12 protein-coding genes are annotated in these 14728 nt (G+C 64.1%); 7 read left to right on the forward strand and 5 right to left on the reverse strand.

Annotated elements, in window-relative coordinates; all coding sequences use genetic code 11:
• Positions 1-58 precede the first annotated feature (58 nt).
• The 4 genes from AC1C2Q_RS02060 to AC1C2Q_RS02075 all read left to right on the forward strand — a co-directional run bounded on the left by AC1C2Q_RS02060 (position 59) and on the right by AC1C2Q_RS02075 (position 5653).
• Complete coding sequence (locus AC1C2Q_RS02060) at positions 59-673, forward strand: PadR family transcriptional regulator (protein WP_495448802.1); 615 nt, start codon at positions 59-61, stop codon at positions 671-673.
• On the forward strand, positions 670-1392 hold the full coding sequence (locus AC1C2Q_RS02065; protein WP_495448803.1) for an ABC transporter ATP-binding protein: 723 nt from the start codon (positions 670-672) through the stop codon (positions 1390-1392). Before AC1C2Q_RS02060 ends, AC1C2Q_RS02065 begins: the two co-directional genes overlap by 4 nt.
• Positions 1389-4247: an FtsX-like permease family protein gene (locus AC1C2Q_RS02070; RefSeq protein WP_495448804.1), complete on the forward strand. Its 2859-nt coding sequence runs from the start codon at positions 1389-1391 to the stop codon at positions 4245-4247. The genes AC1C2Q_RS02065 and AC1C2Q_RS02070 overlap by 4 nt, the downstream gene beginning before the upstream one ends.
• 89 nt (positions 4248-4336) lie before the next feature.
• Positions 4337-5653 (forward strand): coiled-coil domain-containing protein, encoded by a 1317-nt coding sequence (locus AC1C2Q_RS02075; protein ID WP_495448805.1) that lies wholly within the window; start codon positions 4337-4339, stop codon positions 5651-5653.
• 45 nt (positions 5654-5698) lie between these two features.
• Here AC1C2Q_RS02075 and hpf read toward each other — a convergent pair whose 3' ends face one another.
• The 5 genes from hpf to mtrA all read right to left on the reverse strand — a co-directional run bounded on the left by hpf (position 5699) and on the right by mtrA (position 11322).
• Positions 5699-6355, reverse strand: a complete 657-nt coding sequence (hpf, locus tag AC1C2Q_RS02080) for a ribosome hibernation-promoting factor, HPF/YfiA family (RefSeq protein WP_495448806.1) — start codon at positions 6353-6355, stop codon at positions 5699-5701.
• 98 nt (positions 6356-6453) lie between these two features.
• Positions 6454-7119 carry a ComF family protein gene (locus AC1C2Q_RS02085; protein ID WP_495429404.1) on the reverse strand — a complete coding sequence of 222 codons (666 nt, stop codon included), beginning with the start codon at positions 7117-7119 and terminating at the stop codon, positions 6454-6456.
• A gap of 106 nt (positions 7120-7225) precedes the next feature.
• Entirely contained in the window at positions 7226-8914 is a 1689-nt protein-coding gene (locus AC1C2Q_RS02090; protein WP_495448807.1) for an LpqB family beta-propeller domain-containing protein, read from the reverse strand.
• 17 nt (positions 8915-8931) lie between these two features.
• The gene (mtrB, locus tag AC1C2Q_RS02095) at positions 8932-10632 is read right to left on the reverse strand and encodes an MtrAB system histidine kinase MtrB (RefSeq protein ID WP_495448808.1); all 1701 of its coding nucleotides are present in this window, start codon (positions 10630-10632) and stop codon (positions 8932-8934) included.
• A 9-nt stretch (positions 10633-10641) separates the two neighbouring features.
• A complete protein-coding gene (gene mtrA, locus AC1C2Q_RS02100; RefSeq protein ID WP_495429407.1) occupies positions 10642-11322 on the reverse strand; it encodes an MtrAB system response regulator MtrA in 681 nt (226 codons plus the stop codon).
• Between the two features lie 171 nt (positions 11323-11493).
• Between mtrA and AC1C2Q_RS02105 the strand changes: the two genes are divergently transcribed.
• Genes AC1C2Q_RS02105 through AC1C2Q_RS02115 form a run of 3 tightly spaced genes read left to right on the forward strand, consistent with a single transcriptional unit; the run spans position 11494 to position 14728 of the window.
• Positions 11494-12858, forward strand: coding sequence for a DUF7847 domain-containing protein (locus tag AC1C2Q_RS02105; RefSeq protein ID WP_495448809.1), 1365 nt, complete (start codon positions 11494-11496; stop codon positions 12856-12858).
• Positions 12855-13523 carry a DUF4129 domain-containing protein gene (locus AC1C2Q_RS02110; RefSeq protein ID WP_495448810.1) on the forward strand — a complete coding sequence of 223 codons (669 nt, stop codon included), beginning with the start codon at positions 12855-12857 and terminating at the stop codon, positions 13521-13523. Before AC1C2Q_RS02105 ends, AC1C2Q_RS02110 begins: the two co-directional genes overlap by 4 nt.
• Complete coding sequence (locus tag AC1C2Q_RS02115) at positions 13520-14728, forward strand: DUF4350 domain-containing protein (RefSeq protein WP_495448811.1); 1209 nt, start codon at positions 13520-13522, stop codon at positions 14726-14728. Before AC1C2Q_RS02110 ends, AC1C2Q_RS02115 begins: the two co-directional genes overlap by 4 nt.

Consider the following 14728-nt stretch of genomic DNA (forward strand, 5'->3'; position numbering starts at 1 on the left):
CACATTTCCCTGTATGTATATACTCGGTATTGTCTTATTGATCGACCAGGAGGTCACCATGTCGGTGCGTCAGAGTCTGCTTGCCATTCTGGATCAGGGCGCGTGCTACGGCTACCAGTTGCGCCACGAGTTCGACCGGCGAACCGGGTCGACCTGGCCTTTGAATGTCGGCCAGATCTACAACACGCTCGAGCGGCTGGAGCGCGATGGCATGGTCGAGCGGGGCGAGGCCGACGAGCAGGGGCACGTGTACTGGGAGATCACGGATGCCGGATCCGCCGAAGTCGCGCAATGGCTCTCCTCCCCGGTTGTGCGGACCCAGGCCACCCGCGATGAGCTGGCGATCAAACTGGCGGTTGCGGCAACTCTGCCCGGAGTGGATGTCGCATCGGTGATCCAGGCGCAGCGCCGCGCTTCACTGTCGCACCTGCAGAGTCTGCAGCGGGCGAAGTACGCAGGCGGCGATCCAGAGGGGGCGGCAGAGCTCGCGTGGTCACTCGTCGTGGATTCGATGATCTTCACTGCCGAAGCCGAAGTACGGTGGCTCGATCACACCGAGCAGCGCCTGGCTCTGAAACCTCACCACACGATGGGCCTCGAACTTGCGACGGAGCGACCGAAACGCGGCCGCCCTACGAATCAGAGCACCGCCGCCGAGGCGGCGACACGATGACCGAGACGGTCTTCCAGCTGGTCGGTGTGACTCAGCAATACGGGCAAGGGACCACGTCCGTTTCCGCTCTCTCGGGAGTGGATCTTGAGGTCCGCCAGGGTGAGCTCGTGGCGATCATGGGCGCATCCGGATCAGGCAAATCGACGCTGCTGTCGATTGCGGGCGGGCTCGCGATGCCGACATCCGGCGAGGTGATCATCGAGGGCTCCCATCTCAGCGAGCAGACCCGAGCCCAGCTGGCGAAGCTGCGGCGGCGATCTCTGGGATTCGTCTTCCAGGATTTCAACCTCATCCCCACACTCACCGCGATGGAGAATGTCATCCTCCCGCTCGAGCTGGATGGCTTCCGTGGAAGGGTCGCCCGTCGCGCCGGTAAGGACGCACTTGCATCGGTGGGACTCGAGGACAAACACGATTCCTATCCCGATGACCTCTCCGGCGGCCAGCAGCAGCGCGTCGCGATCGCCCGCGCCGTCGTGGGAGGCAGACGTCTCATCCTCGCCGACGAGCCGACGGGGGCGTTGGATTCCGTCACCGGCGAGATGGTGCTGAGAATGCTGCGAGCACGGGTGGATGCGGGAGCAGCCGGCATCCTCGTTACCCATGAGGCACGCCATGCGGCGTTCGCCGACCGCGTCGTGTTCCTGCGCGACGGGCGCATCATCGACGAGTCCCGACGCACGGACGCCGACGTGCTGCTCACGGGCGCGTCGCGGTGAGCGCGACGTTGGAGTCGCGAAGAACTCGCGACGACGACACGCAACCTCCCGAGCGACGCGACCGCGGTTCTGTCCGCGCACGCTGGCGGATCGCCGGACGCCTTGCCCGGCGCCAGGTGCGGCGCACGATCGCATCGAGCGTGATGATCGCGATCCTCGTCGCGTTGCCGATTGCGGGAATGACCGCGTTCTCTGTCGTGATGTGGAGCACGATGGCGACGCCAGAGGAGAAGGTGCAGGCGGAGCTCGGCGAGATGCAGGCCTGGGTGCAGCCGATCGGCGTTCCCGATTCCGGGTTCTGGCAGGCTCCGACCGAACCGACGTGGAACGGATATTCATCCGCGAGCGACGGGCAGATAATCACGCCAGGTGGCGTGCCGATAGCTGATCCCACTATCGCGCTTCCCTCAGGCGCTGAGGCGATCCAGACTGTCGAAGGACAGGTTCGAACAAACACCGCGGAGGGTGTCGCACCGCTTCAAGCGTGGGCCGGCGACGTCTGGGATGCGCGGTTCGCAGGACGCTTCGACCTCATTGACGGACGAGTCCCCGCAGCGAGCGACGAAGCCCTGGTGGCCCCCGCCACGCTGAAGCGCCTCGGCATATCGATCGGTGGCGAGATCACGCTCCCCGATTCCGATGATTCATTCACCGTCGTGGGCACCATGAGCACTGCCTACGCGGCATCTAATCAATCGATGCTGTTCTTGCCGGCCGATGCCCCCGTGACCGGCGCCATGAAATGGTTTCTGCCGGAGCACGCGCTGACCTGGACAGACGTGCAGTCACTGAATGAGAAGGGCATCGTGGCGTACTCACGCATGGTCGTTCTCAATCCTCCGGATGCGACCAGCGCAGACCCGTGGGGCAACGTCTACGACCAGTACACCGGCGCAATGTGGAGCCTGATTGCCGTGCTCGCGACGGCCGCGGCCTTCGCCGCCTATGTGGTCGTGATGCTCGCGGGCGCCGCCTTCTCGGTAGCCGCCCGACGTCAGCAGCGGTCGCTGGCCGTTGCGGCGAGTGTCGGCGCGGCACCTGCCGATCTGCGCCGCACGATCATGCTGCAGGGATCGGTGCTCGGGTTCATCGGGGGCGGCGCCGGGCTCTTGCTCGGCGTTGGTATCTCCGCGCTCGTCATTTGGCTCACTGACGATGGTTCCGGTACTCGGTACTGGGGCTTTCACGTCCCGTGGGCGGCACTCGTCAGCATCCTCGTCTTCTCGGTGCTGGTGGGAACGGCAGCAGCCGCGATTCCCGCACGCACTGTGGCACGCACAGACACGCTGAGTGCGCTGCGCGGCGCACGCAGGCCGCAGATGCCTCGCGCGGCACGGCCCATCTGGGGCTCGATCGTCCTCATCGTCGGTGTCGGGCTCACGATTGCCAGCGCCCTGGCCACCTCAGCACTCCAGCTGGTCTCACAAGAAGACATCGCCGGGGATTCTCCTCTGCGGGCGATCCCTCCCTTCGGCATCGTGATCGGCCCGATCCTCGTACAGATCGGGATCCTGCTCTCGGGTCGTTGGTTGCTCTGGCTAGCCTCGCGTGCGCTGTCACGGCTGAGCCTTGCCGCTCGCGTGGCAACGAGAGATGCGGCAGCCAACGCCTCACGTACTGTGCCGGCGTTCGCGGCGATCGGGGCGACGGTGTTCATCGCCGTGTTCGCCCTTTCACAAACGTCAATGCAGAATGCCAGTAGCGCACGAAACTGGTATTACCAGGCTCCAGTGGGCGCCCTCACCGTCGAGTACTACCCTGGCGGCACGGGAATGCTCTCTCCATTGACCGCGAGTCAGACGACGGTCGCCGTGGAATCGGGTGTGGCGATCGCGACAGATGCCGGGGCGGACAGCACAGTAGTCATCCACCGGCCAGAACAATGGTCCTCTTCTTCCGTTTCCGAAGTGCCAGCAGACCTGCACTGGGTGATGGCGCTGATGCCCGAGGAAGAACTCATCGCCCCGTCCGCGAATGGTTACTTCGGTAACGGCCAGGATCTGGGGATTTCAGTGATCGACTCGAACGGCCTTTCCACGGCCACGGGCACTGAACTCACCGAGGCGCAACTCAGCGCATATCGCGGCGGAAGCGCACTTGTCACCGACGAGCGCTGGATAACCGACGGCACGATCGATATCGCCACCTGGTCGGCGCGAGATGCGTACGAGGGCAAAGTACCGAGCAACATCTGGACGAACGGTCCCGAGTCGCCACCCATCGCTGAACCGCTGAGCGAAGAGAAACTCGATGCCATCCTGATCGAGCAGCCGCATCAGCCCATCGCTATTGCGATCTCGCCTGAGACTGCCGAACGGCTCGGTATGGTCACCGCACCCACGAAGGTGATCGCAACTTTCGCGGAACCACTGACGGATGACGATATGGACCGTCTCCGATCTCATGCTGAGCTGCTCAGCACCCCCGAAGTCGTCCTGGCACCGCACAACGAGCGTGGGCCGTCCGAGGACGCATTCTGGATGATCCCCATCCTTGTCGGCGTCGGGATACTTGTGCTCGCAGCATCCTCCGTCGCTCTCGGTCTCGCACGCTTTGAACGTCGACCCGATGATGCCACTCTCACGGCGATTGGCGCGACTCCCGGGCTGCGCAGACGCATTGAATTCTGGCAAGGCCTCGTCATCGCCGGGTTCGGCACCTTAGCGGGCACAGCAGCGGGCATCCTCCCGCCAATCGGCTTCGCAATTCAGTCTCAAGACAGGCTGCTCGTCTCAGATATCCCCTGGTTCACGCTGGGTGCATTCGCCATCGCTCTGCCGCTGCTCATCGCTGTGGCATCCTGGCTGATCCCGCCACGCACCCCCGACCTCACCCGCCGTACAGTGATTGCATGAGCAGTCCTCGGCCGAGCATCCTCCGCTGAGGAGTTCGCCAGGAGCTGACGCACAGCCTGCACATCGCCCGTAGAAAGTAGGATCAAGCCATGGCCGGATTCTGGGGTAAGCGCAAGCGCGAAGAAGAAGCAGCTCGAGCGGCGCAGGATGCCGACCTCGCGCGCAAGGCAGAACAGGCCTTGGTTGCGACGGACGAGCGCATCCGCACTGCTGGCGATGAACTTGCCTTCGCCGAAGCGGAGCTGGGCGCATCGCTCACCAAAGACCTGAAGACAGCCCTGGGCGCCGTCCGCACGCACTTGGGAGAGGCCTTCCAACTGCATCAGCTCAATCACGATGAGATCCCAGACACCGACGAGGAACTTCGCACCCGCAACGCCCGCATCGTGCAGCTGTGCGAGTGGGCCGAAGACCTGCTGGATGAGAAGACGGCCACTCTCGCCGAATCCATCTCACGCGTTCGTCAGGCGCCGCAGGTCATTGCAAAAGTCCGCAAGGATGCCGAATCGCTCAGCGAACGGCTCCCCCAGATTCGAACCACCATCGAGCGTCTGTCCACGCGCTACGCGGATTCAGCGATGCACCAGATCTCGGCATCGGCAGACGAAGCCGAGCAGCTCATCGCCTTCGCCACGCACGGTGCTGAAGTGTCGGAACGTCGCCGCGCCGCCCGCCAGAACGAAGAGGCCAACCTCGCGCTGGAAACGTCGACCGAAGCAACCCGCCGCGCCGGCGCACTGCTGGACGCCGTCGAGGACTTCGAGATCGAAGCGCTCCGCGCAGAATCGACGCTCGCAGAGGTCGTCGCGGATTCCCGCGGCGACATCATCACGGCGCGCAACGCCCCGAAGGTGCCCGCAGTATCTGGCGCAATCACGGACCTCGAAAAGGCGCTTGGCGCCTTGAGCCCCGCCGCTTCCCGAAACGATCCCTTCGCCGAGCTGTCTCAGCTTCGCACTGCGAACACGGCCCTCGACGAGGCGATCGCGAAGGCGCAGTACCGCGCTCAGAACCCGCTGCCGAGCATCGCTCAAGTGCAGCATTCTCTCGATGACGCAGACCGCCAGCTCGGTGTCGCCCGCGGCCTCATCTCCGGGCACCGCGGATGGATCGGTGCAGATGCCCGCACCCGCTTCGCTGAAGCGGAGCGCCTGCGTATCGACATCCCGGAGCTGGTCTCACCCGAGGAGACACGCGAGCAGGCTCTCGCGGCTTCTCGCCGCGTCGCGCAACTGGCGGCCGAGGCGCTACAGCTGGCACAGCGCGACATCGACTCCGCGCGCCCTCAGCAGCAGGGCTGGGACAATGACGGATGGGGCGGCGGACGTGGCGGCGGCGGCAACCTCGCTTCCGGCATCATGGGTGGCCTTGTCATCGGCAGTCTCCTGGACGGCCTCTTCGACTGACACGAAAATGGCCCGCCCCGAGGAGCGGACCACTTCGTTTTCAACTCAGGACGCGAGCGCCTGCTCCGGCGGAGCCTGGGCGGTCAGTGAGATCACACCGTAATCCCAGCCCTTGCGACGGTAGACGACGCTGGGATGGTCTGTGCGGACGTCGACGAACAGGAAGAAGTCGTGTCCGACCAGCTCCATCCGGTCGACCGCTTCCTCCACTGACATCCATTCCGCATCGAAGTTCTTGGTGCGGATGACGACGGGCGAGTACGCTTCTTCCTCTTCACGTTGAACGGGCACGGTGCCGGTCGCGACCGCGTGCAGGAGGTCTGCCGATGCGGGCTCCACATCGATTCCTTCCAGAGAACCGCTGCCCTTCTCGTAGTGCGCTCCACGCGGATGCTGGCGTCCGTCGACGCGCTTCTCCTTCGCGCGGCGCAACTGCTCCGACATCTTGTCGACCGCGAGATCGAGCGCGACGAACTTATCTCCGTCGACAGCCTCAGCCCGCACCACCGGGCCCTTTCCCACGAGTGTGAGCTCAACGGTCTCATCCGGGACACGACCGCCACGATAGGCACGATGCGTGACTTTCACGTCCAGCCGTTGCGCCTTCGCCGCAAACTGCTGAACCCGGGCGATCTTATCCTCGACAACGGTTCGGAAGCGATCGGTGATACCTACCCCGACGCCAACGATGCTTGTTTCCATTGCTGCCTCCTTGTCCCGGTCCTCCCGGCCAAGGGCGGACCGTGGTCGCCTTGTGACCCCCTACGGTAGTCCCCGTTTCCCTAGATGTCACCACTCATTCACACAGTGTTCGTAATGAGTTGCTGATGTTTCGGAGTGGCGGCGAGCGCGAGCGCACCGCACACGCGGAATCCCGCCGCTGTCAGAGCGCGCGCGGCCTCGTCGAGAGTTGCCCCCGTAGTGACCACGTCATCGATAATCAGCACGTCCTGAGAAGCCCGGGCGTGTCGCGCACGCATGCTCATCGACACGTTGCGTTCACGTTCTGCGGCGTCAAGGTCGCGCTGATCCGCAGTACGCCGCGTCTGCACCAGAATCCGGCTGATCGGCAGCCCTGCGCACTGCATCAGTAGCTCTGGCACGCGATAGCCGCGACGCCGGAAAGCCGCTCGTCCCGTGGGCACAGGAACCATCAGCGAGGCAGGGAACTCCGCAGGCATCTCGGCCAGTGCAGCCGCGAGCGCAGCCCCCAACGGGCGGGCCAGCAGCGTCTCACCGTCTTCCTTCACACGACGGATGCAGCGCGCTGGCACCGACTCGAACGTGAACGCAGCGACAACTGGCATCCCCTCCGGCGTCCGCCTGTGCACGGGATCGGCGATCAATTCCTGCGTGCAGCGCTCACAAAGCAGTGTGCCAGGCGCATCGCAACCGGCACAGCATCCGGACAGGAGGAAGGCAGCGAGTTCATCGGCGAGTCCTGTCCACCAGTTTCGGTTCCGCATGACCCGATTGTGCTCTCGCGAGCGTTGTCGGCATCCGAGAAAACACACCATCTGCACAAACCCCGCCGGCAACCATGCCTGTGCAGAAGTACTGAAATCAGCAGAGCTACTGGCCGGCGTGCGTACCGAGCACCAGCACACCAGACAGCCCGATCTGCCAGGTCGTACCACGCTGGGCGAAAAGCACCCCGTCTTCGCTGAGGAGTCGCACTGCAGCAAGCGTGCGACCGCCAGAGACCGAATGGGCACCCGTCGGGGCTGCGCCGAACGTGCCGGGTCCGCCGACATCCTGAGTGAGAACCGTACGGTTCCCTTCGGTATCGAGGAGCGCGCTGAGCGAGTCTTCCCCGACCCAGGACAGGCCAAGCGCTGCAGTGTCAAGCTCGGCGACCATATGCATCGGACCGAGCTCCACAGGAACCTGGTTCTCATCACGGATGATCGCCGCGAGCGCGATCCAGCGCTGCCCACCGACCATCACGATCGCAGCGAGACGAACGCCGTCCGGCCCCACCCGAATCTGCGAAATCGAGGATGCTTCGGGGAACGCATTCAGATCCGCGAATGGCGTGACATCTGCCCGCCAGGCCGTCAGCCCCTGCGGAGCACCTGACTGCACCGACCAGGTGTATCCGTACGGGTCCATCGAGGGCTCGACGAGTCCCTCCCTGGAATCAAGCTCATCTACGCTGCCACCCGCCATTGTGTATATCGCACCGGTATTCAGTTGCACAGCCGCACGAGTGCCGTCCGCGGCGACATCGACAGCTGTCACGGATGGTGCGATGCTGACGAGCTCTGAAGTGATGCCCTCGTAGGGAGTGATCTCGTCGCCGACGTATGAACCGAACTCGCTTTCAGTGAGCACCACAGTCCCGGGTTCAGGGCTCAGAACTTCGATCGTCGCCTTCCCCGCATTCAGGTCACGACCGTTCACCATCAGTCGCACTTCGCTGACACCAGCAGGCCCCAGAGTCTCCTCCAACTGCGTCCGCATGCGTGACAGTTCGGTGGCATCCAGCGACAGCGCGGTCGAAGTCAGCTCGACGGTGGCAACCTTGTCTTGGCTCACCGGCACAGCAGCGCCAACCAGTGAGACGTCACTCGGGAACGCACTGCGTACCGCGGATGCCAACCATTCGCTGGGCGGACCGGAAAGCAGCGCCTGGGTGAGCGTCGTGGCGATCTGCGGACGCCGCGGATACCACCGAATGTCTGGAATCAAGTGGGTCCAGCTCTGGTCGAAGTACTGCAACGCGTACCGCCGGAACACCTGCGAGAACGCCTCGGCATCCAAGACGATTCCGTTTGCCGTAGTCGTAATACGCCATTCGCCCGCATCGTTTCGTGCCAGCTCGAAGGATGTCACGGAAGCCTCACCCGAGAGCTCGGTGTATGCACCTGACTCATCGACGCGCGCAACCTGATCCAACAGAACGCGCACAACACCTGACTGCGCTGAGTCCGGTTCACCGTCCAAATCAGCCGTAAACTCCCGGCTGGCGGCACCGGAATCGATTGTCACCTCGACGCTGGGCTTCCACGTTTCAGCAAGTTCAGCGCTGAGGAATTTTCGCGCCGTCGCCCAGCCGTCGGTCGGTGTAAGCGCGGCATCCATGAAGCCCTCGACGATCTCCTCCGGGCTCGCCCCCACAAGCGGCTCCGCCGCGAGCAAGCTGATATCAGGGGGCAGATCGGTGTCGCCCAGAGTCAGTCCTGGCGTGACATCACCCGATGTCGGCAGACCCGAACACGCCGTGAGGACGACGGCGAAAGCCGCAATCAGACTAACCATGACGCCTCGTCTGCGAATCATGAGTTCTTCTCCTCACCGGTCGGGATGGAGTCAGTGAAGTAAAGTTCCCGCAGCTCGGTGAGTTGGATCGGCTGAGTGGCACGACTGACGTCTGCGAGCATCTCCTGCGGTTCGACCGAGACCGGAGACGGTCCATCCAGTTCGCCAGGGGCGCGTGGCAGCGTCAGCACGAAATTGGTGCCAACCGCAAGCTCCGACCAGACCGCGAGCGTACCGCCATGCAGTCGTGCGTCCCCCAGCGCGATAGACAGGCCCAGACCTGTTCCGCCGATCGTTCGCTGGCGAGAAGGATCCGCGCGCCAGAACCGGTCGAAGACGCGCTCTGCATCACCCGGATCCATACCGAGGCCGAAATCACGCACGCCGACCGCAACCGCATGTTGATTGCTGTCAACCGTGATGACAACCGGGTGTCCTTCACCATGTTCAATGGCGTTGCCGATGAGATTTCGCAGTACTCGGCGCACACGACGTGGATCCATATCGACGGGAGAATATCCCCCAGGCGCAACCAGGCGCAGCTCTGAGCCGCGCTCCTCGGCGAGCGGGCGCATCTGGTCGATGGTGTCTTCTGCCAGCTCGGCGAGACTCGTCGCTTCGAGTTCCAGCTGAACAGATCCGGCGTCATACCTGCTGATCTCCAACAGGTCAGACAGCAGCGTCTCGAAGCGCTGCACCTGAGTGTGCAGAAGCTCTGCGGTCCGGTTCATGGTCGGGTCAAACTGGTCACGCTGGTCGTTGAGCATGTCGGCGGCAAGTCTGATCGTGGTCAGCGGGGTGCGCAATTCATGCGAGACATCAGACACGAAGCGCTGCTGCACGAGCGAGAGCTCACCGAGTTCCTTGATCTGCGATTCAATACTGTCCGCCATCGCGTTGAATGATCGTGCCAGAGTCGCCAGTTCATCTTCGCCGTACACGGGCAGCCGCACCCCGAGATCGCCGGCTGCGAGTCTCGCGCTCGTCTCGGATGCCTCGATGATGGGCCGGGAAACCAGCCGCAGCACGGTCCAGGAGATTCCAGCGACGATCGCGATGAGAATGAGACCGGCCGCCCACAGCGTGCTCTGCACGAACCGGAGAGTCTGTTGGGAGTCGGCCAGGTCGTACGCGATGTAGACCGCGAACGGACCGACTTCTGGCAGCAGCAGCTGCTGACCGACGACGATTCCCGGCGCGACCGTGCCATCCGCCATCGGCAGAGCGACAGACTGCCAGGACTGCCGGTCTGCGAAGGAGACCACTTGCAGGCGAAGCGCTGAACTGAGCACGTCACCGCTGAGGTCGTACGTGAAGCCGCGCACCCCGCTGCCGACAGGAATCTCATCGATCGGGAACACCGCGATATGCGTGGATGCTGCCGCGTTGGGAATCGTCTGCTGCACCTCTCCCCACGCCGCACGCAGAGCCGACGGGCCATCGGACACATCGACGGAATCAAGGTCTCTCTGCGCCGCGGCGACCGCGCTGCGTGCATCCGCGAGCACGTCGTCTCGACGTGACTCGAAGAGGTTGTTCTGGATGACGAGCGCCATCGTCAGGCTTGTCACGAAGATCGCGAATGACGTCAGCAGCAGCGTGACGGAGATCGTGCGAAAGCGCAGCGAGCGTCGCCACAGGTTCGCAACCGTCTCTGGCCAGTCACGCCAGTCACGCCACAGCGCGACGTTCGTCGTCGACGTGATCGTCGCGATCAACTCGATCTCCTAGCCGACGCTCCCGGCCCGGTAGCCCACGCCACGAACCGTCATCACGATCTTCGGCGCGTCGGGGTCGAGCTCGACCTTCGCTCGCAGCCGCTGGACGTGCACATTCACCAGGCGAGTATCTGCCTTGTAGTGATAGCCCCAGACCTGCTCGAGCAGCATCTCGCGTGAGAACACCTGCTGAGGCTTGGATGCCAACGCGACGAGCAGCTGGAATTCCAGCGGAGTCAGCGGGATCGCCATGGTGCCGCGGCGCACCTCATGCGCATCAACGTCGACGACGAGATCGCCGATGCGCAGCACCTCGTTGCTCGTCGTCGTCAGAGGACGCAATCGCGTGCGGATCCGAGCGACGAGCTCCTTCGGGTTGAAGGGTTTGACCATGTAGTCATCGGCCCCCACTTCCAGCCCGCGCACCACATCGGCGGTGTCGCTGCGCGCGGTGAGCATGATTATCGGAATGCCGGATTCCGCGCGGATGCGCGTGCAGATCTCGATCCCGTCCATGCCGGGGAGCATGAGGTCGAGCAGCACAAGGTCAGGGCGCTGTGTGCGCCACTGCTCGACCGCTTTCGCGCCGTCTGCGCAGAACACCGGTTCAAAGCCCTCGGTGCGCAACACGATCCCGATCATCTCGGCGAGCGCGGTGTCATCGTCGACCACGAGGATCCGTGAGGTCATCTGGTCCCAGCCTCATCTTTCTACCCATGTACGCCGCTCTGCGGACGAGAACGGACGCAACTTTTCCCAGCGTACTTCATGACAACGTTTGGATCACGGTAGCGCCCTCTACGTTTCTCCGGAGGAGGCGGCGAGTATGACACGATGGTTCTGCACATCGGAGGGAGCGTCATGAGCGCACAGAACTGGACGCCAGCACCGAAACCGGGGCTCATTCCATTGCACCCGTTGACATTCGGCGCCCTGTTGGCAAAGCCCTTCGCGGCGCTGAGACACAACCCAAAGGTGCTGTTCGGCTTCGCAATCGTCGTGCAACTCATCGTCGCGGCGATTACCGTCACCGTGGTCGGTGCGGTCGTGTACGGCACGTTCCTGCGCTTGGAGTCACTCTCCCCCAGCAGCCCGGATTTCTACCCTGTGTTGTGGGGATCGATCGCGATCAACGCCATAGTGGCGATCGCCATGAGTCTGGTCAGCGTCGCATTCACCGCTGTCATGCAGGGCGTCGTCGCAGCGAACATCGGCTATGCCGCGCTCGGTGAGAAGCCGACGCTGGGCACCCTCTGGCGCCGGATGCGTCCAGCGCTCTGGCGCCTCATCGGTTGGAGCCTTTTGCAGGCGCTCGCCGCTCTCGTGCTCATCGCCATCGTCGGTGGCATCATCGCCCTCGGAGTCATAGCGGGCGTCGGCGGCTCTGCAGAGGGCGTCGGCCTGACCGTTGTGATCGGGATTCTGCTCGTGCTTGGCATGATTCCTCTTGGTGTCTGGCTGAGCACGAAGTTGCTGCTGGTGCCGTCTGTGCTCGTTCTGGAAGGCGCAAGCATCCGCGAGGCCCTTGTGCGCTCGTGGCGCCTGACTCGAGGCCGGTTCTGGAACACATTTGCGGTGATCTTGCTCGTCAGCCTGATCATGAACACTGCCGTGAGCCTGGTGAGCATTCCGCTCTCGCTCGTTGGTTCCCTGTTCGGCTCGATCATCGCCCCCACCGGGCCCAACGACGCCTCAGAAATAGGCGCATATCTGCTGACTGTGATCGCTCCTCAGCTGCTGGTCTACGTACTGCAGGCGGTTGCGATCGTGGTGCAGTGCGCCGCGGCCGCATTCATCTATCTGGACTGCCGGATGCGATACGAGGGCCTGGACCATAGCCTCATCAGCTATCTGGAACGCCGAGACCGCGGGGCCACCGCAGAGCAGCTGGGCGACCCGTTCGCCGTCGATCCTGCCCGCGCCGTGAGCAGCGCGCCGCCCCAGCAACAGGCTCCCGCGTATGCGGCGGCACCGGTCGGCTGGGCGCAGTACCCGCAGCAGGGTTACCCGCAGCAGGGTTACCCGCAGCAGCCCTACCCGCCGCAGCCTTACCCATCCGCCCCGCCTTATCCGCAGCAGCAGACTCCGCCATATGGTGGCGCGACACCTCCGCCACCGGCTCCGCCGGCACCTCCCGCACCTCCGGCATCTCCCGAGCCGACGGCACAGCCGATTCCGCCGTCCAGCGAGAGCCCGTGGGCTCCCCCCGGGTCAGGCAGTGCATGATTCGATTCGATGTCGATCCGTTCGTTCCAGACGGCGAGGAAGCCCGCCGCTGGGCGGAGCAGGAGCTTCAGAATCCGCGCTACGCCGAAGCCAAACCGACGTGGTTCGACTACCTGGCTGAAGATGTGGCTGACTTCATCGCCAGTCTCTTCTCGACTGACACCGGCTCGCAGTTCGGCAATACTGCACTGATCATCGTCACAGTTGTGATTGTCGCGGCGCTCATCACCGTACTGATCCTCTGGGGCAAACCACGCATGTCGCGCCGCGTGAAGCGTCAAGGCATCGAACTACTCGGTGAACGTGATGATCGCACGGCTGCGCAGCTGCGCGCGGATGCTGAACGCAGCGCCCGAGGCGGAGATTGGGACGCGGCAACAGTGTTGCGCTTTCGCGCGCTCGCTCGCGGCCTGTTGGAACGCGACATCATCGACCCGGCCCCCGGAGCCACCGCCCAGGCAATCGCTCGCGAAGCCGCTCGTGTCTTCAATGCACACCATGTCGCGGTGACGGCGGCAGCCGGTGCCTTCGATGATGTCCGGTACCTCCGGCACCCCGCATCCGAAGAGAGTTATCTGGCGCTGGCCGCAACCGATGAGCTGCTCGCCTCGGAGCATCCGGCCGTCGTGCAGACAGAGTCGCCGCCTGAGGCGGTGCCGGCGTGAGTCTCACTGCGGAGCGGGATGCCGCGGCACCCGTCGACCTTCCCGGCACAGCCGTTCGGCCAAAGGGCCGGCTGCGCTCTGCGCTCGGCTGGATCGCGATCGTCGTCGCCGTGATCCTGTTCGCGTTCTTCATCGGCAGCATGAGCGTCACCAGCCCCGACTCGCGCGGAACCCTCGATCCGGACAGCGCCAAGGATTCCGGCGCGCTCGCCCTCTCGGAGATACTGCGGGATCAGGGAGTCGAGATCACAGTCGTCCGCACCCGCGCCGAGGCGATTGCCTCGAGCAGCGACGACACGACACTGGTAATGGCTGATCCCTTCAACCTCTCGGATGATGCGGTGAGACAGCTCATCGAGCCGGCGAACCGCACCGTCATCCTCTCCAGCTCATCACGCATGCTGCGCCTGCTCGACCTGGGCGAGAACGCGCCCACGATCGCCGACGACCTAGTCGCATCGTGCGATCTGCCCGAGCTCGCACACGTCGGCTCGGTGCGCCCGGAACGTTTCTTCACCCCTGCCGCGGGAGTTAATGGCTGTTACACGGATGCCGAACACAACGCGGGCCTACTCGTGGACGATCGTGACGGTACCCGCACCGTGCTGATCGAGGGCAGCGGCCTGTTCAGCAATGAGTATCTTGCCGAAAACGGCAATGCGGCCCTCGGGCTTGCCCTACTCGGCCAGACCGGCGACGTCGTCTGGTACGTACCCTCGCTCGACGACACCGACATCGAGGCCCAGGGCGCGGACACACTCGCCTCGCTCACGCCGGAATGGGTGACGCCAGCGATACTGCTTCTACTGCTGGCCGGCATCGTTGCCGCAATCTCCTACGGGCAGCGCTTCGGTCCACTAGTCGCTGAGACGCTGCCAGTGACCGTCAGAGCCTCCGAGACGATGCAGGGGCGCGCCCGCCTCACTGCGAAGGCCGCTGATTCCGCACATGCTGCCGAGGCGCTGCGCGACGGCTCGATGCGACGGCTGGCCGCGCGGCTCGGGCTCACCGCGCGCTCCACGCCAGAAGAAGTGGCCGACGCGGCATCCGACCGTTTGCGCATCCCTCGTGGCTCACTCCACCAGCTGCTCGCAGGCGCCCTGCCTGCGAACGACGCTGATCTGATCGATACCGCTCGACGACTTGCCGAACTCGAAGCGGCGGTCGACACCGCCGTTCACGTGGAAAGGAACAACACACCGTGA

It is taken from the genome of Microbacterium sp. Y356, assembly GCF_059445355.1.